The organism is Rheinheimera sp. B2H12, from assembly GCF_059620065.1.
In genome coordinates this window covers 4109601-4125702 of record NZ_CM184363.1, presented here as the reverse complement: position 1 = coordinate 4125702, position 16102 = coordinate 4109601, and the positions used below count along the sequence as shown (strand labels likewise).

Sequence of the window (16102 nt, the reverse complement as noted above, 5' to 3'; positions counted from 1 at the left end):
TCAGGGTAGTTAAATCATGGAAATTTTGTCTCAATACGGCTTTTATTTGCTGGTCGTAGCTGCAGTGTTTGGCTTTATTATGGCCTATGGTGTTGGTGCAAATGACGTCGCCAATGCGATGGGGACCTCAGTAGGTTCAAAAGCGCTGACCATTAAACAAGCGATTATTATCGCTGCTATTTTCGAATTTGCCGGCGCATTTTTTGCGGGTGGTGAGGTGACATCTACGATCCGCAGCGGTATTGTCGATGCGCAGATTTTCGCCGCAGTGCCTGAACTGCTGGCATACGGTATGATTGCCTCACTGATGGCCGCTGGTACCTGGTTGCTGGTTGCAACCTACTTTGGCTGGCCTGTGTCGACCACCCATTCTATCGTTGGTGCCATCATTGGTTTTGGTGCCGTTGGTGTTGGTATGCATGCTGTGCACTGGGACGAAGTTGGCGGTATCGTTGGCAGTTGGGTCGTGACCCCAATGCTATCTGGTATTCTGGCTTACCTGATTTTTATGAGTGCACAAAAGCTGATTTTTGATACCGATAATCCGCTGGCAAATGCGAAAAAGTTCGTGCCATTTTATATGGTGTTTGCCGCTTTTATGATGTCTTTTGTTACTGTTACCAAAGGTCTGAAACACGTTGGTATTGGTTTGACGGACACTGAAGGTTTGCTGTTATGCGTCGCTATTGCATTGTCCGTTGGTGCTATTGGTAAAATTGCCATCAGCCGACTGAAAATTGACCCGAATGCTGATAAAGAAATGCATTTTAATAATGTGGAAAAAATCTTCGGTATTCTGATGATTTTCACTGCTTGTTGTATGGCATTTGCGCATGGTTCAAATGATGTTGCGAATGCAATTGGCCCATTGGCTGCAGTGGTTGGTGTGATCCAGTCTGGTGGTCAGGTGTTGGATAAAGTTGCACTGGACTGGTGGATCCTGCCGTTAGGTGCTGTGGGTATTGTGATTGGTTTAATGACCTTTGGTGCCCGCGTTATCCAGACTATTGGTTCTAATATTACTCACTTAACGCCAAGTCGTGGCTTTGCAGCTGAGATCGCTGCTGCTAGTACAGTGGTGATTTCATCTGGTTTAGGTCTGCCGATTTCAACCACGCAGACTTTGGTCGGCGCAGTGCTCGGTGTGGGGATGGCACGTGGTATTGCCGCACTGAATCTGGGTGTGATCCGGAATATCTTTATTTCCTGGGTGGTTACCTTACCTATTGGTGCATTCTTATCAATCATCTTCTTCTTTATGATCAAAGGTATCATGGAGATGCTGTAAAGCTGGTTTATAGTTTGTTAGTCAAAGCCTTACTATTAGGTTTTTAAAAAACACACCCGCTTTAGCGGGTGTATTTTTTTGCTCACAGACTTTCGCTTGATATGTTTGGCAGGCGTTGGTGAGCCGAAGCCAGTTATGTGATTATTTTATCCTGCTATCGCAAAAAACAACTTTTTTCTTGCCGCCGATGCGCTTCTCCACTAGCATCAATTCATCGCTAATACAGCTAGAAACCAGAATTTTTAACGGAAATAATGATGAAAAGACTGCCCAGTATTAAGCAGCTCCAGTATTTGCTGGCACTGCATGAACATCAGCATTTTGGCCGGGCTGCCGATGCCTGTTATATCGGACAGTCAACGCTCAGTGCCGCTATTGCCAATCTGGAAGACACCATGAACGCGCAATTGCTGGAGCGTGATCATAAAACCTTTATCTTTACCCCACTGGGTGAGGATGTGGTGCGACAGGCGCGTTACATCATTGAACAATGTGAAGAGCTGACCGACTTTGCCCGGCATCAGGGCAAGCCGATGACGGGACCATTCCGACTCGGTTGTATTCCAACCATCGCGCCTTTTGTGCTGAGTGAAGTGATGGCGTCTTGCCGTCAGATGTATCCGGAATTGCAGTTATTGTTGCGCGAAGATACCTCCGATAATTCGCTGCATGCGTTGGCGGAAGGTCGGCTGGATATGGTGTTATTAGCGCTGCCTTATGAAACCGGCGCTTTTCATACTGAAATTTTGGCGCAGGACGGCTTTAAGCTGGTGTTGCACCAGGACTGGCTTGATCGTGGTTTTGGCCAGGATATCAGTCAGTGGCCGGATGAAAGTATTTTTTTACTGGAGCGCGAGCATTGTCTGACCAATCATGCGGTGAAAGCCTGTGAGTTGGAAGACTCCCGCAAGGTGAATCCATTTTTTGCCACCAGTTTGCACACCTTGACGCAAATGGTGAACAACAAGCTGGGGGTCACTTTTATGCCGCAGATGGCAATTAATAGTGGTTTGCTGGATGGTACGCAATTGGTCAGTCAGGCTCCGAGCAGTGCTGCAGCTTATCGCGACATAGGGGTGGCCTGGCGACCAACGTCAACCAAGGCGCGCAGTTACCGCTTGATGGCTGATTTGATTGCCGCGGTGTTACAACAAAAATGTCCAGAGCCGGTGAGTAACTAACGGTTTTGCAATCAAGTCGGTGCGAGTTTCTGGTGTGCACTGCAGCGCCTTGCCGCAGTTGCGCACCAAGCTCTTCACCAGCGGCCTTGTCTGGATTTGCTGAAATAGAGCTGGTGCTCAGCGGCAAACTTATCCGGCAGTAAATACAGCAGCAATAATGAAAAGAAATTGATGACAGGGAGCAAGCCCAACAGCGCAAACAACCAGGGCTGATAGCCTTTCTCCTGCGCCAGTTGATAACAATACCAGCTCAGAATAATCAGACTGACTGTGAAAATACCGACCGCAAACCAAAGTTCCATTTTTACTCCTTTGTACTGACGTCCTGCCAGTGTTGCCGCCTGAGTATAATTCAGATTGCGCTGAAATAAATAACAGTTTTTGCTTAATTACCGCTGGTCGGAGCAATTTGCTGCAAAGTTTTGCTTGGCTGGCTGATGTTTTTGAGTTCGCTGGCTAATACCTTTACAATGCCGCTCCCATTAGTTTGTCAGTAAAGCGGACTTCATTATGCTACGTACCGATTTTTCCTTTGAGCTGCCAGAGCAGCTGATTGCCCGTTATCCCCAGCCTGAGCGTTCAGCCAGTCGATTATTAAAGCTCAACCGCAGCAATGGCGAATTGCAACATCAACATTTCACCGATGTATTACAGGCGCTTGAGCCTGGCGATTTGCTGGTATTTAACAACACCCGAGTGATTCCGGCCCGGTTATTTGGTCAGAAAGCTTCCGGCGGCAAAGTCGAAGTGCTGGTCGAGCGGTTGTTGGATGAACAGCGATTTCTGGCGCATGTGCGTGCCAGCAAAGCACCAAAACCTGGTGCGCTGCTGTTGCTGGAAAACGACGCTGAAGTAGAAATGGTGCAGCGCCATGGCGAATTGTTTGAAATCAGAGTAACGGGCAGCGAACCTGTGCTGGCTATGCTGGAACGATTGGGGCATATGCCACTGCCACCCTATATTGACCGGCCTGATGCGGCATCAGACCGCGAACGTTATCAGACCGTCTATAACCAGAAACCAGGCGCAGTGGCAGCGCCAACCGCAGGTTTGCATTTTGATCAGCCACTATTAGATGCCTTAACCGCCAAAGGGGTGGAATTTGCCTTTGTCACCTTGCATGTCGGCGCTGGCACCTTTCAGCCGGTGCGGGTCGACAACGTGCTTGAACATCAGATGCATGCTGAATACATCGAAGTGCCATCTGAGGTGGTGTCAGCAGTGCAGGCTTGTAAAGCCAGAGGTAACAGAGTGATTGCTGTGGGGACCACCTCGGTACGCTCGCTGGAGTCGGCTGCGCAATTTGCCAAAACGCAGGGTCAGCCATTACAGCCCTTTGCCGGCGATACCCGCATTTTTATCTATCCGGGTTACCAGTTTGAGGTGGTGGATGGTTTGATCACCAATTTCCATTTACCGGAATCGACACTGATTATGTTGGTATCGGCGTTTAGCAGCCGCGATTATGTGATGCACGCTTATCAAACCGCGATTGCTGAGCAATACCGCTTTTACTCTTATGGCGATGCCATGCTGATCCTCTGAGTTTCTGCCTGCCGGCCGACAGCTTGTCGGCTGGCAAAGGGTAGGGTTCCTGCTATTTCTCTGCTACAATCGGGCCGGTTTTTTTATCAGGCTGGACTGTTTTTCCGGCAACGAGGTTTTTGTGAAATTTGAATTATTAACCACAGATGGTAAGGCCCGCCGTGGCCGGATGATCTTTGACCGTGGCGTGGTGGAAACGCCGGCTTTTATGCCAGTGGGAACTTATGGCACTGTCAAAGGCATGACGCCGGAAGAATTGGCTGCCACAGGTGCCGAGATCTGTTTGGGCAACACTTTTCATCTGATGTTACGCCCGGGCACTGAAATCATCAAAAAACACGGTGATTTGCACGATTTTATGCAGTGGCATAAACCGATCCTGACCGACTCCGGTGGATTTCAGGTGTTTAGCCTGGGTGAATTGCGCAAAATTAAAGAAGAAGGTGTCACTTTCCGTTCACCACTAAATGGTGAAAAAATCTTTTTAACGCCAGAGCGTTCGATGGAAGTTCAGGCGGCCTTGGGTTCGGATATCGTGATGATTTTCGACGAATGTACGCCTTATCCGGCGACGGAGAAACAAGCGAAAAAGTCGATGGAAATGTCGCTGCGCTGGGCAAAACGCAGTAAAGATGCGCATGGGGATAACCCATCAGCGTTATTTGGCATTATCCAGGGCGGCATGTATCCAAATCTGCGTGATGTGTCACTGCAAGGCTTGGAAGAGATTGGTTTTGACGGTTATGCCATTGGGGGGTTATCGGTCGGTGAGCCAAAGCATGAGATGATCAAAATTCTCAATCACACCACAGATCAGATGCCGGTGCATAAACCGCGTTATCTGATGGGCGTTGGTAAACCAGAAGATCTGGTCGAAGGCGTCCGTCGTGGTATTGATATGTTCGACTGCGTAATGCCAACCCGCAATGCCAGAAATGGTCATTTATTCGTCAATAATGGTGTGGTGAAGATCCGCAACGCAAAATACAAAGACGATATTGCGCCTTTGGACGCAGAATGTGACTGTTACACTTGTAAAAATTATACCAGGTCATATCTACACCATCTGGACCGCTGCAACGAGATCCTGGGGGCCCGGCTTAACACTATCCATAACCTGCATCATTACCAGAAATTGATGCAAGGTTTACGGACTGCTATCGCAGCAGGTAAGCTGGATGAATTTGTGGCTGATTTTTATCAGCGCCGTGATAAAGAAGTGCCAGCGCTGGATGCTTTACCGCCGTTGACCAGCACTGAACAAGCATAATATTTTGATTTTTTAATTTAAGGGGACAACCATGAGTTTATTTATTTCGCAAGCACACGCCCAAACAGCTCCGGCTGCAGGTCAACCTGGCGGTGGTCTGGATATGATCATCATGCTGGTGGCTTTTGGTCTGATTTTTTATTTCCTGATCTACCGGCCACAAGCCAAACGGATGAAAGAGCATAAAAACCTGATGTCTGCACTGGCCAAAGGTGATGAAGTGCTGACAGGCGGTGGCTTGGTTGGTCGCATCAGCAAAATTGCGGATGATAAAGACTTTGTGGTGATTGCGCTGAACGATACAACTGAAGTCACAGTGCAAAAGGGTTCAATCAGTGCGGTGTTGCCAAAAGGCACGCTGAAATCACTGTAAGCGCAGTAGCGATGAAAGGGAATCAAAAGTGTTAAACCAGAATTCAATCTGGCGGTACCTGATGGTCGTGGTGGTGCTTACGGTCTCAATGATCTACGCACTACCCAATATCTATCCGGAAGATCCGTCGTTACAAATCAGTGCGACTCGTGGTGCTGAAGTGTCTGCTGATAAAGTGGCAGTGCTGGAACAAGCGCTGCAAAAAAATCAGTTGGCAGTGAAAAGTGTGGTACTGGAGAACGGTCAGATCCTGGCTCGTTTCAGTAGTGCTGAAGATCAACTCAAAGCCCGTGAAGTGATTGCGGCTGAGCTTGGCCAGGATTATGTTACGGCGCTGAACATGGCACCTGCGACTCCGGCCTGGCTGGCTGGTATTGGTGCTTCACCAATGAAATTGGGTTTGGACTTACGTGGTGGTGTGCACTTTTTGATGGAAGTGGACATGAAAACTGCGATGGACAAAAACGTCAACGATTTGGTGCAGATTTACCGCACCGATTTGCGTGAAGCGAAAATCCGTTACAGTGGTGTGACGGCTGATTTGCTGAAGCAACAAGTCGTCATCCGTTTCCGGACTGCTGAAGATGTTGCTGCTGCGAAGGCCGCACTGAGCAAAAAAGATCAGGATATGACCTTTAATGAGGGAGATGACAATACCCTGATTGCCTCTTTCAGCGAGCAGCGGTTAAAAGCATTGCGCGAAGATGCGGTAGCACAAAACATCACTATTATCCGTAACCGAGTGAATGCTATTGGTGTTGCTGAACCTTTGGTGCAACGCCAGGGTGCTGAGCGCATTGTGGTGCAACTGCCAGGTGTGCAGGATACCGCACGTGCTAAAGAAATCTTAGGTGCCACGGCTACACTGGAGTTCCGTCTGCTGGATGAAACTGCCGATGTGCAAAGTGCGCTGGCAGGTCGGGTACCACCATCAGCGGAACTGTTTTATGACCGCAACGGTAACCCGGTGGTGCTGCAAAAACGCGTCATGTTAACCGGTAACCATATCGTAGGGGCTAATGCCGGTTATGATGAAAATGGTCGGCCACGCGTCAGTATTGATTTGGATGCCAAAGGCGGCAATTCGATGTCGGCTGGCACCAAAGATGCGATTGGTAAACCAATGGCGACGGTATTTATCGAGTACAAACCAACCGATAAAAAAGATGCCAACGGTAAAACCATTATGGAGAAGAAGCAGGAAGTGGTCAGTGTGGCCACTATTCAGGCTCGTCTTGGTCGTAGTTTCCAGATCACGGGCTTAGATGCGCCGGGTGAAGCACAGAATCTGGCGGTGTTATTACGTGCCGGTGCGCTGATTGCCCCTATTTTGATCGTGGAAGAACGCACTATTGGTCCAAGCCTGGGTCAGGAAAATATTGATCTAGGCCTGTCTGCTATTATGTGGGGCATGATCGCGGTCTTGGTCTTTATGGTGATTTACTATAAATGGTTTGGTGTGATTGCCAACATTGCGCTGGCAGCTAACCTAGTGATGCTGATTGGTATTATGTCGATGGTGCCGGGTGCAACATTGACGTTGCCTGGCATGGCCGGTATCGTGCTGACAGTTGGTATGGCAGTTGATGCCAACGTGTTGATTTTCGAACGGATCCGGGAAGAGTTAGCTGAAGGGCGTTCCGCAATACATGCGATCCACGAAGGTTATGATCGGGCTTTTGCCACTATTGCCGACTCGAACGTGACCACTTTACTGGTCGCCTTAATCCTGTTTGGTGTTGGTACTGGTCCGGTTAAAGGCTTCGCAGTTACACTGGCGTTGGGTATTTGTACCTCAATTTTCACCGCAGTACTGGTTTCCAGGGTACTGGTTAATCTGATTTGGGGCCAGCGTCGCGGCTCTGAACTGCCGGTCTGAGGAGAGCACAATGAGACTATTTAAGTTCACCAAAGCTGTTGATTTCATGAAAGTGAAAGTTCCGGCCATTCTGTTGTCGACCGTACTTGTACTGGGTTCATTATTCAGCCTGTTTACACAAGGGCTGAATCTGGGCTTAGACTTTACCGGCGGGACAGTGATCGAAGTCAAATTTGAGCAGCAAGCCGATTTAAACAAAGTACGCAATGCCTTGGCTGAGAATGGCTTTGCCGATGCCCAGGTTGCTTATTTCGGTACTAGCCAAGACGTGATGATCCGGATTGCACCACGCCAGGAGCTGGATCAAAAAGCGATTGGCGAGCAGGTGCTAACAACACTGAACACTGTAGCTGAAACCCCTGTCACAGTTCGCAAAGTCGATATCGTCGGTTCTTCAGTCGGTGACGAACTGAAGGAAGATGGTTTTCTGGCGGTACTGGCGGCGCTTGTTGTTATTTTGCTTTATGTGGCAGCCCGGTTTGAATGGCGTTTTTCTGTAGGTGCAGTGGCGTCATTATTACATGATGTGATCATTACCATGGGTCTGTTTTCAGTGTTCCAGCTGGAATTTGACCTGACAGTGCTGGCTGCGATCCTGGCGCTGATCGGTTATTCCATCAACGATACCATCGTTGTGTTTGACCGTATCCGCGAGATGTTCCGTAAAATGCGCGATGCCACAGTTGATGAAACCGTCAATGAAGCCATTACGTCGACCTTAAGCCGGACGACCATGACGTCATTTACCACAGCGTTAACGCTGATCGTGCTGTTCTTTATGGGCGGCGCGATGATCCATGGTTTTGCCACGGCACTGTTATTTGGTATTGCTATTGGTACTTATTCATCGATCTATATCGCCAGCTCAATCGCCGTATTGTTGGGAGCAAGTCGTGAAGATTTGATGCCAACCGTGATTGAAAAAGAAGGCGAGGGGACCCCTTCGGTTTGAGTACTAACAAGCCAGTCAATTGACTGGCTTTTTTTCGGCTGTTGCAAGCCAGACAGATTGAATTTTAAGGAGAAGCTTATGAGTAAAGTACATACTGCAGGCTTTCTGGCTGTGGTGAATGACGCTAAAAGCCGGGTGCGTGAAATCAGTATTGCTGAGTTTGCCCAGCATCAGGTGCCCTCAGTGCTGATAGATGTGCGGGAAGATCGGGAGTGGCAGGCGGGCCACTTACCGCAGGCCATGCACCTGGGCAAAGGTATTATCGAGCGGGATATCGAAAACGCTGTGCAGGATAAACAGCAAACGCTGGTGTTGTATTGTGGTGGTGGCTATCGTTCGGCACTGGCTGCCGATATGCTGCAAAAAATGGGCTATACCGATGTCTGGAGTCTGGCTGGGGGTTATACTGCCTGGCTGGAAGCCGGTTTTTCGGTGGAAAAACCTTAAGCTTATAAAAAAGCCCTGCTAGTAACAGCAGGGCTTTTTTCTGTCAAAAGATAGCTTATTTCATCAAAGAATCAGTCAGATGCGGGCGCATGCCTTTGAGCATAGCTTGCAACACTTTCGGGCTGGCTGCCACGATATTGCCGCTCTTCATGTGGTTGTTACCACCGACAAAGTCGCTGACCAAACCACCGGCCTCACGCACCAGCAGTTCGCCTGCTGCGGTATCCCATGGTTTTAAGCCAATCTCCCAGAAACCATCAAAGCGGCCGGCCGCCACATAAGCCAGATCCAGCGCAGCTGAACCGGTACGACGGATATCAGCAGCTTCAGTGAAAAAGGTTTTAAAAGTTTCGGTGTAAGCGTCCAAATGATGCTTATGTTTAAACGGAAAACCTGTTGCCAGCACTGTGCCGCCTAAATCCGGCATTGAGGTGACGCGAATACGACGACCATTCAGCTGGGCACCAGCGCCACGGCTGGCGGTAAACACTTCACCGCGTAATGGATCAAAAATAACCGCCTGGTCTAACTTACCACGGTAGCGCAGTGCGATAGACACGGCAAAATGAGGAATGCCTTTGATAAAGTTGGTGGTGCCATCGAGCGGGTCGATGATCCACTGGTAATCACTGCCATTATTGCTGTATTCACCACCTTCTTCCGCGATGATGTCATGATCAGGATATGACTTGCGCAGAATATTGACGATGGCCTGTTCGGCTTCTTTGTCAACGTTGGTGACAAAGTCGTTGGTGCCTTTTTGAATTGACTGGACCATATCCAGTTGGCCACAAGCACGGGCGATAATATTGCCTGCGCCACGCGCAGCACGAACAGCGATGTTTAACATCGGATGCATAGAGAGATTACCTTATTGTATAAAGAACAGTCAAAAGAGCGGCGCGTATTGTAGCGGTTGAGCAAAAAAAGTAAAGGTTATTTCGTGATCAGCCAATGCAGAAGCTGACAAAAGTTAAAATCGGCGCGTAACGCAACTGAAACTCAGTTGTCAGTTTTAACTGGCGCTGCCGTTTTGCGGCCAAACCAGTATAATGGCCAATTCTGCGGTGAGCTGAGATTGTTACAGACTGCTGCAATCAGCACCAGCGCCACGCTGCCTGATAACACCGGAGTCAGGATAAATTCATAACCAACAGTGCCGGGGGTTGTCAGCGTCAGCAATAAAGCCGTGGCACCTGCTGGCGGATGCACAGCGCGCCAGGCTTGCATTAATACTATGCTCAGACTGACGGCCAGTGCCATGGTTAGTGCTGTGTGGCCAAGCAATTGAATGCATAACAAACCGATGAACGCAGCAATCAGATGGCCGGCAATGACGTTGCGGGGTTGGGCAAAAGGTGATTGTGGACTGGCGAACAGTAGTACGCAAGTTGCGCCAAATGGGGCGATCAGCCAATTGTCGCTGGTATAGTTGCTCAGCCATTGCAGGAGCAGGATGCTGAGAAAGCTACCCAGTAAACCCAGTAGTAGTTGGTGTCGCTGCGGCTGGGCCGGTAAAGTGCCGCCACCACGAAGTCTGGTTTTAATTTGTTTCATGCTGTGCTGTCTTTGGCTTGTCTGTTGTTGTATATCAGCGTCTTGTAACGCTGTGCTGGTATTGTAGATGATGGTACAGATCTGTACCATATTGTGCAATACCAAGATTATTAGGTGTGATATGCAGACCCGCGAGCAAATTCTCGACATTGCCGAACAGCTTTTTAATGCACAGGGTTATACCGCAGTTGGGGTTGACTTGATTACAGCACAGGCACGCGTCTCCAAAACCAGCCTGTACCGGCTGTTTGGTGCAAAACATCAACTGATTAGCGCCGTGTTGTGCAGGCGCCATCAAAGATTTGTCGACGCCATGATGCAGGCGGTTCAGGCTGCGCAAACGCCCAGTGCGAAAGTTGCTGCATTATTGCGCTGGCATTTTGATTGGTTTGCCCAGTCTGAATTTTATGGCTGTATGTTTATGCATGCAGTTGCTGAATTTAAGCTGTCAGATAACGAGTTGACTGTGCAAGCCAGAGCTCATAAAGTCTGGTTGAAATTATGGCTGTTCGATTTAGTGAAGCAAGCAGTTCCGCCAGATACAGCGCAATCAGTCATTGAAGGCAAAGCGGCAATGTTACTGACCTTAGTTGAAGGCATGATTATCAGCGCAGAATTTCGCATGTTAGCTGCCGAAGCCCATTATCTGGCGATGGCAGAGTGGATACTGGGTCCGGTTGCCGCGAGCAAAGCACAGACATAGCAGCGCAAGGCTGAAGTGGTGCTGAATAGGGCGGGCATAGCTGGTAAATTTATGTAAAGTGTCAGGTTACATATCGAGACAACAGTTGACAAATAACGACTGCAAGCATTCAACACAGGAGTTATAGTTAGCACAGTTAAAAAATCCCACGCCGCTTTTAGCGGTCTGGGTTAACCTCAGGAGTAGAACCATGCGTAACACCATTGCTGTATTGATTGCCGCGGCCTTGAGCTTTCAAGCTATGGCTACTACCGGAGCTGCAACTCAAAGTCAGATTAAAGTGAGCTGGCAGACGCCGGAAAAGTTTACCGATATCAGGCCATCTTCAGAAAGCAAAAAACGTTATCAGCAAAAGGTGATCACGGCCTTTGATAAAATGTGGAACAAATTTGCGGATGATTTACCGGCTGGTTATCAACTCAGCGTTGTGATGACAGATGTGGATCTGGCCGGTGATGTCAATCCGATGTATCGCGCCAACCATAGTGATATCCGGGTGATCAAAGATATCTATATCCCCAGAGTGAAACTGGATTATGTGCTGACAGGACCGCAACAACAGGAAATTGCCCGCGGCAGCGATGTTAAAATTCAGGATATGGGTTTTATGAACTCTTCGACTATTGGCGCGATGAATCGCGAGTTTCATTATGAACATGAAATGTTGAAGAAGTGGTTCAAAAAAGAGATCCTGACTAAAGTACCATCGGCAACAGCGCAATAACAGGCATGAAGGACAAGGAAGTTCAGCGCTTCAACTGATCCGCCTTCGCCAGTTAACTATAAAAAAGCGGCTATTTTCTGATAAATCGCCAATGCTTCTTCTTTGCTCAACATGCCACTGGATGCAGCTTTTCCCAAGCTACTACTGACTCGCACCGTATCACTGGCCTGTTGTTGCTGATTATCAGGCAACAAAGATTGCAATTGAGTGCTGATTTCAGGCGCGCCATTGAGCAGGCTGGTCGCTGCTTGGTGGCTGAGTTGATGTTGATCCGGATTTGCTTTATCTCTGGCCGTGCTATAACGCAATACCTGTGATTCACTACTGGAAGTGACATCCCGGTTGGCTGGAAATACCATCATTCTGCCTCCTCAGCCAAACTGTGTCTGTGGTGAATACACTCAATACACAGCATGGCAGCACGGTTCAGCAACTGATTACAGTTGGACACCAAGTGTTGGACACCAAGTGTTGGACACCAAGTGTTGGACACCAAGTGCCCAATCTATCGGCAACAGCCTGCTCAATCAGTCATAAACTCACTGAGTATAGGCTATTTTGCCACCACAGCTTTAAATTCATGCAGTGTCTTATGCAGTAATTGTAATTGTTTGACTACAAGCTCCAAAGTGGCGGTATTAAATTGTTGGGTTTGCCGGATCGCCGATACTTGCTCAGCTGTTTCGGATAAATACGGCATAAATCTTGGGCTTTGCACCTGGAATAACTGGTCGGCTGGAAATATCGCCTGATGTTTGGCATGGCCCTGTTGCTGTAATTCATCCAGCACTGCGTCTGCATCCAGCGCTTTGCGGTATAGCTCTTTTAAGTTAGCATCTAATTGATTCAGTAATTGTTCCATAAAAATCTCGCATATTTTTGTGGTCATTATGCCATAAATAGCCGCTAACGGCTGGCATGAGGCTGGTTGCCAGCCCGCTATTTTACACCGAAACTGTTTTCAAGTTGCCAGATTTGTTATATCATCTCATTCCATTTTCTGGCCGGTGTCGTTTTATGCTCAGTAACATCCGCAATACCCTGGATAAAGTAGGAATTGCTGTCACATCGCTTTGTGCAATTCATTGCATTATGTTGCCTGTGCTGCTGCCAGTATTGCCATTATTGGGTCTGTCCTCTGTGCATAACCATGCTTTTGAACGTATTGTGTTATTAATTACCATGGTGCTGGGTTTTATTACTATTTTTGCTGGTTTTCATCGTTATCACCGTAAATTGTACCCATTTTATTCATTATTCTTAGGTGGTTTTATTTACTGGCAAAAAGATTCATTAGGCCACGAATACGAACATTACATTCTGATTGTCGGCGCTGCTTTTGTGGTATTGGCGCATGTGTTGAATATGCGGTTATGCAATCAATGCCATAGCTGCGACAAGCATTAACCTCAGTCTGGCTGACCAGAAAACGAAAAAAAACACCGAATTCGGTGTTTTTTTTCATCTGAAGCTAAATCCACCTGACCAAAGCTGGTGATTAGGCTTCACTCAACCACTGCCGTGCTTCGGCCGGATAATTACTGAAGATGCCATCCACCCCAAGTTGCTGCAATCTGCGCGCTTCCCGCGCATCATTGACGGTGTAAACATAACAGGCAAGGCCACGCTGATGGGCATCTCGCACGAGATGGGCATCGACAAAACCGCGATCACAATGAACGGACACGGCAGCAAGCTCAGTTGCAAAAGCACTGTAGTGCAGCGGAATAGCAGCGGTAAGTGCGCCAATCGCCAGCGCCGGGCATTGTTGTTTCAACTGCCACAGCAGCGGGTGATGAAAAGAGGAAATCAGTAAGGTACTGAGTTCAGTGCCAAGTTCGGTTTGTGCTTTGCTCAACAGTTGCAGCAGTGGTGCGACCGTATCATGGCCCTTGAGTTCGATATTCAGTGTACAACGATTCTGCACCAGCGCCAGTACCTGCCACAAGATGGGGACCGACTGACCCTGGCCGGCATCCAGTTGTTGCAACTGCGATAGGGTATAATCTTCCAGATTGCCAATGCCATTGGTAGTGCGAGCTAACTGCCGATCGTGGATCACCACCAGCTCGTCCTGCAGCGCAAACACATCCAGTTCAATGCCGTCGCAGCCACTGGCTAAGGCGGCGGCAAAGGCAGCCAGGGTATTTTCCGGATAATGACCACTGCAGCCGCGGTGAGCAAAAATTTTCATCAGACTGTTCTCCTATCGCAACAGACAAAAAAGGCAGCCGAAGCTGCCTGTGGTTTATGCCTTGATGCCTGCAAAGGGCTCACCCATTCGGGTTATCGCGCCTGGATATTGTTGCGCTAAAAATTCAATTTGGTCCGGTGCAAATGCCAGGATCACGGTTGAACCTAGTTTAAAGCGGCCCATTTCGGCACCCTTTGCCAGGGTGACTGAATTTGCCCCGGTGGCCGGGTACTGCCAACGAAATACTTCTTTCCCGGTCGGCGGGCTAATAGTACCAGCCCAGACAGTTTCAATGCTGGCAACTATGGTGGCCCCCACTAAGACCAACGCCATTGGTCCGACTTCAGTGTCGAAGATGGTAACTACGCGTTCATTACGGGCAAATAATCCCGGTACATTGGCTGCGGTCAGCGGATTGACTGAAAACAGCTCGCCCGGCACATAAATCATTTCGCGCAAGGTACCGGTCACCGGCATGTGGATGCGGTGATAATCTTTTGGCGCCAGATAAATACAGGCAAATTGACCATTCTGGTAAGGTGCCGCTGTTTCCGGTTTGCCGCCTAATAACGCTTGCAGGGAATAATGATGGCCTTTGGCCTGGATCAGCAGATCACCTTCAATCGCACCTAACTGACTGATGGCTCCATCGACCGGATGCGCAATGATGTTGGCGTCTTGTACCAAGGGCCGGATCCCCTCTTTTAATGGCCGGGTAAAAAACTCATTAAAGCTGGCGTAATCGCTGGCGTTTTGGTATTTGGCTTCTGCCATGTTAATGCCATAAGCTTTAATAAAAAGTTTAATCAGCGCATGCGACAGCGGGCCAAGTCGCGCAGCCGCCAGATAACCGACCAGCCTGGAAATGAGATGTTTTGGCAGCAGATACTGCAGGGTGATTTTGACTTTATCCATCATACGGATCCTTAATCAACTTTAAAAAAATTCGGTTTATCCTGCGCCATACTCAGCAGGATTTTATGATAATTTTCAAAACGTTCTGCACAGATTTCACCAATTTCAACGGCATGGTGCAGCGCGCAGCCCGGATCATCGGCATGTTTACAGTCGCGGAATTTACAACGACCCAGCCAGGGACGGAATTCTTTAAAGCCCCACAGCACTTCATCCGGTTCCAGATGCCAGAGCGCAAATTCGCGGATCCCAGGCGAGTCAATCAGATTACCGCCATCCGGCAAATGATAAAGCCGCGCCACTGTGGTCGTGTGCTGACCCAGACCTGAGTTATCAGAGACTTCTTGCGTGACGACTTGTAATTCTGGCAGCAGGTTATTCACCAAAGATGATTTACCCACCCCAGACTGACCGACAAAGATGCTGGTACCTGATTGCAGGTACTGATCAAGCTGCAGCATACCTTCACCGGTTTTGGCGCTAAGGAGTAGAATTTCATAACCAATAGCCCGATAAGTATCGAGTTGCTGTTCCACCACGGCGCGTTGTTCGACCGATAATAAATCAATTTTATTTAGCAATAACAGAGGTTTAATTTGCATTGCTTCAGCTGCGACCAGGTAGCGGTCGATAATGTTCAGCGACAGGGCTGGTAACACGGCCGACACAATAATCAGCAAGTCGATATTGGCAGCGACCGGTTTCAGACCATCATAAAAATCGGGTCTGGATAATACGGAGCGACGTTCCTGTACCGCTTCAATCACGCCCTGAATACCAGACTGTGGCTGGAGTGAGCGCCGCCAGACCACTTCATCGCCACAGACTAAGGAATTAATAGTACGGCGGATATTACAACGTTCAATCTGGCCATGGCTGTCTTCGACATCGGCATGCTGACCAAAACGGCTTATAACCACACCGGCTTCAGGCTCCGCCAGTTGCGTGTGTTGCAGTTGTTGTTCTGCTTTGACGGCTTTTTTTTCCAGCCGTTCCAGTCGTTTTTGCTGATTTCCGGCGATCCTGTCGGTTTGGCGGTTACTCAGATGTTTCTTTTTCGTCACTGTATCTCAC

The 16102-nt window shown here is 48.6% G+C and carries 19 protein-coding genes; 11 read left to right on the top strand and 8 right to left on the bottom strand.

The features are described 5' to 3' along the window. Positions 1–16: 16 nt before the first annotated feature. Complete coding sequence (locus AC53GJ_RS17800) at positions 17–1288, top strand: inorganic phosphate transporter (protein ID WP_496729714.1); 1272 nt, start codon at positions 17–19, stop codon at positions 1286–1288. A gap of 254 nt (positions 1289–1542) precedes the next feature. Then, positions 1543–2469 carry a hydrogen peroxide-inducible genes activator gene (locus AC53GJ_RS17795; RefSeq protein WP_496729712.1) on the top strand — a complete coding sequence of 309 codons (927 nt, stop codon included), beginning with the start codon at positions 1543–1545 and terminating at the stop codon, positions 2467–2469. A 74-nt stretch (positions 2470–2543) separates the two neighbouring features. Here AC53GJ_RS17795 and AC53GJ_RS17790 read toward each other — a convergent pair whose 3' ends face one another. Beyond that, positions 2544–2771 (bottom strand): hypothetical protein, encoded by a 228-nt coding sequence (locus AC53GJ_RS17790; protein WP_496729710.1) that lies wholly within the window; start codon positions 2769–2771, stop codon positions 2544–2546. 208 nt (positions 2772–2979) lie between these two features. Between AC53GJ_RS17790 and queA the strand changes: the two genes are divergently transcribed. The 6 genes from queA (at position 2980) to AC53GJ_RS17760 (ending at position 8935) form a co-directional block, all read left to right on the top strand. Further along, on the top strand, positions 2980–4014 hold the full coding sequence (gene queA / locus AC53GJ_RS17785; RefSeq protein WP_496729708.1) for a tRNA preQ1(34) S-adenosylmethionine ribosyltransferase-isomerase QueA: 1035 nt from the start codon (positions 2980–2982) through the stop codon (positions 4012–4014). 121 nt (positions 4015–4135) lie between these two features. Beyond that, the gene (gene tgt, locus AC53GJ_RS17780; RefSeq protein WP_496729706.1) at positions 4136–5284 is read left to right on the top strand and encodes a tRNA guanosine(34) transglycosylase Tgt; all 1149 of its coding nucleotides are present in this window, start codon (positions 4136–4138) and stop codon (positions 5282–5284) included. A 31-nt stretch (positions 5285–5315) separates the two neighbouring features. Next, a complete protein-coding gene (gene yajC / locus AC53GJ_RS17775) occupies positions 5316–5657 on the top strand; it encodes a preprotein translocase subunit YajC (protein WP_496729704.1) in 342 nt (113 codons plus the stop codon). Positions 5658–5685: 28 nt separating this feature from the next. After that, positions 5686–7536, top strand: coding sequence for a protein translocase subunit SecD (gene secD / locus AC53GJ_RS17770; RefSeq protein ID WP_496729702.1), 1851 nt, complete (start codon positions 5686–5688; stop codon positions 7534–7536). Between the two features lie 10 nt (positions 7537–7546). Continuing rightward, positions 7547–8488, top strand: coding sequence for a protein translocase subunit SecF (gene secF, locus AC53GJ_RS17765; RefSeq protein ID WP_496729700.1), 942 nt, complete (start codon positions 7547–7549; stop codon positions 8486–8488). Between the two features lie 78 nt (positions 8489–8566). Continuing rightward, on the top strand, positions 8567–8935 hold the full coding sequence (locus tag AC53GJ_RS17760) for a rhodanese-like domain-containing protein (RefSeq protein WP_496729698.1): 369 nt from the start codon (positions 8567–8569) through the stop codon (positions 8933–8935). A 55-nt stretch (positions 8936–8990) separates the two neighbouring features. Here AC53GJ_RS17760 and suhB read toward each other — a convergent pair whose 3' ends face one another. Beyond that, positions 8991–9794: an inositol-1-monophosphatase gene (suhB, locus tag AC53GJ_RS17755; RefSeq protein ID WP_496729696.1), complete on the bottom strand. Its 804-nt coding sequence runs from the start codon at positions 9792–9794 to the stop codon at positions 8991–8993. A gap of 143 nt (positions 9795–9937) precedes the next feature. After that, the gene (locus AC53GJ_RS17750; RefSeq protein ID WP_496729695.1) at positions 9938–10492 is read right to left on the bottom strand and encodes an HPP family protein; all 555 of its coding nucleotides are present in this window, start codon (positions 10490–10492) and stop codon (positions 9938–9940) included. Positions 10493–10613: 121 nt separating this feature from the next. On the opposite strand from AC53GJ_RS17750, the gene AC53GJ_RS17745 reads away from it, so the two are divergent. Then, positions 10614–11195, top strand: a complete 582-nt coding sequence (locus tag AC53GJ_RS17745) for a TetR/AcrR family transcriptional regulator (protein ID WP_496729693.1) — start codon at positions 10614–10616, stop codon at positions 11193–11195. 190 nt (positions 11196–11385) lie between these two features. Then, a complete protein-coding gene (locus tag AC53GJ_RS17740) occupies positions 11386–11919 on the top strand; it encodes a DUF3016 domain-containing protein (RefSeq protein ID WP_496729691.1) in 534 nt (177 codons plus the stop codon). 56 nt (positions 11920–11975) lie between these two features. Here the strand turns inward: AC53GJ_RS17740 and AC53GJ_RS17735 are convergent, their stop codons facing one another. Continuing rightward, the gene (locus tag AC53GJ_RS17735; RefSeq protein ID WP_496729690.1) at positions 11976–12281 is read right to left on the bottom strand and encodes a hypothetical protein; all 306 of its coding nucleotides are present in this window, start codon (positions 12279–12281) and stop codon (positions 11976–11978) included. A 191-nt stretch (positions 12282–12472) separates the two neighbouring features. Continuing rightward, positions 12473–12781 carry a prephenate dehydrogenase gene (locus tag AC53GJ_RS17730; RefSeq protein WP_496729688.1) on the bottom strand — a complete coding sequence of 103 codons (309 nt, stop codon included), beginning with the start codon at positions 12779–12781 and terminating at the stop codon, positions 12473–12475. 155 nt (positions 12782–12936) lie between these two features. Between AC53GJ_RS17730 and AC53GJ_RS17725 the strand changes: the two genes are divergently transcribed. Then, the gene (locus tag AC53GJ_RS17725) at positions 12937–13326 is read left to right on the top strand and encodes a MerC domain-containing protein (RefSeq protein ID WP_496729686.1); all 390 of its coding nucleotides are present in this window, start codon (positions 12937–12939) and stop codon (positions 13324–13326) included. Between the two features lie 91 nt (positions 13327–13417). On the opposite strand, the gene AC53GJ_RS17720 is transcribed toward AC53GJ_RS17725, so the two are convergent. The 3 genes from AC53GJ_RS17720 to rsgA are packed head-to-tail and all read right to left on the bottom strand — an operon-like array spanning position 13418 to position 16092. After that, positions 13418–14113 carry a glycerophosphodiester phosphodiesterase gene (locus tag AC53GJ_RS17720; protein WP_496729684.1) on the bottom strand — a complete coding sequence of 232 codons (696 nt, stop codon included), beginning with the start codon at positions 14111–14113 and terminating at the stop codon, positions 13418–13420. A gap of 54 nt (positions 14114–14167) precedes the next feature. Next, positions 14168–15028: an archaetidylserine decarboxylase gene (asd, locus tag AC53GJ_RS17715; RefSeq protein WP_496732817.1), complete on the bottom strand. Its 861-nt coding sequence runs from the start codon at positions 15026–15028 to the stop codon at positions 14168–14170. A gap of 11 nt (positions 15029–15039) precedes the next feature. Further along, positions 15040–16092 carry a small ribosomal subunit biogenesis GTPase RsgA gene (rsgA, locus tag AC53GJ_RS17710; RefSeq protein WP_496729682.1) on the bottom strand — a complete coding sequence of 351 codons (1053 nt, stop codon included), beginning with the start codon at positions 16090–16092 and terminating at the stop codon, positions 15040–15042. Positions 16093–16102 lie beyond the last annotated feature (10 nt).

Coding starts and splice junctions, on each gene's coding strand:
- AC53GJ_RS17800 (WP_496729714.1), top strand. CDS start 17: ATGGAAATTTTGTCTCAATACGGCTTTTATTTGCTGGTCGTAGCTGCA.
- AC53GJ_RS17795 (WP_496729712.1), top strand. CDS start 1,543: ATGATGAAAAGACTGCCCAGTATTAAGCAGCTCCAGTATTTGCTGGCA.
- AC53GJ_RS17790 (WP_496729710.1), bottom strand. CDS start 2,771: ATGGAACTTTGGTTTGCGGTCGGTATTTTCACAGTCAGTCTGATTATT.
- queA (WP_496729708.1), top strand. CDS start 2,980: ATGCTACGTACCGATTTTTCCTTTGAGCTGCCAGAGCAGCTGATTGCC.
- yajC (WP_496729704.1), top strand. CDS start 5,316: ATGAGTTTATTTATTTCGCAAGCACACGCCCAAACAGCTCCGGCTGCA.
- secF (WP_496729700.1), top strand. CDS start 7,547: ATGAGACTATTTAAGTTCACCAAAGCTGTTGATTTCATGAAAGTGAAA.
- AC53GJ_RS17760 (WP_496729698.1), top strand. CDS start 8,567: ATGAGTAAAGTACATACTGCAGGCTTTCTGGCTGTGGTGAATGACGCT.
- suhB (WP_496729696.1), bottom strand. CDS start 9,794: ATGCATCCGATGTTAAACATCGCTGTTCGTGCTGCGCGTGGCGCAGGC.
- AC53GJ_RS17750 (WP_496729695.1), bottom strand. CDS start 10,492: ATGAAACAAATTAAAACCAGACTTCGTGGTGGCGGCACTTTACCGGCC.
- AC53GJ_RS17745 (WP_496729693.1), top strand. CDS start 10,614: ATGCAGACCCGCGAGCAAATTCTCGACATTGCCGAACAGCTTTTTAAT.
- AC53GJ_RS17740 (WP_496729691.1), top strand. CDS start 11,386: ATGCGTAACACCATTGCTGTATTGATTGCCGCGGCCTTGAGCTTTCAA.
- AC53GJ_RS17735 (WP_496729690.1), bottom strand. CDS start 12,281: ATGATGGTATTTCCAGCCAACCGGGATGTCACTTCCAGTAGTGAATCA.
- AC53GJ_RS17730 (WP_496729688.1), bottom strand. CDS start 12,781: ATGGAACAATTACTGAATCAATTAGATGCTAACTTAAAAGAGCTATAC.
- AC53GJ_RS17725 (WP_496729686.1), top strand. CDS start 12,937: ATGCTCAGTAACATCCGCAATACCCTGGATAAAGTAGGAATTGCTGTC.
- AC53GJ_RS17720 (WP_496729684.1), bottom strand. CDS start 14,113: ATGAAAATTTTTGCTCACCGCGGCTGCAGTGGTCATTATCCGGAAAAT.
- asd (WP_496732817.1), bottom strand. CDS start 15,028: ATGGATAAAGTCAAAATCACCCTGCAGTATCTGCTGCCAAAACATCTC.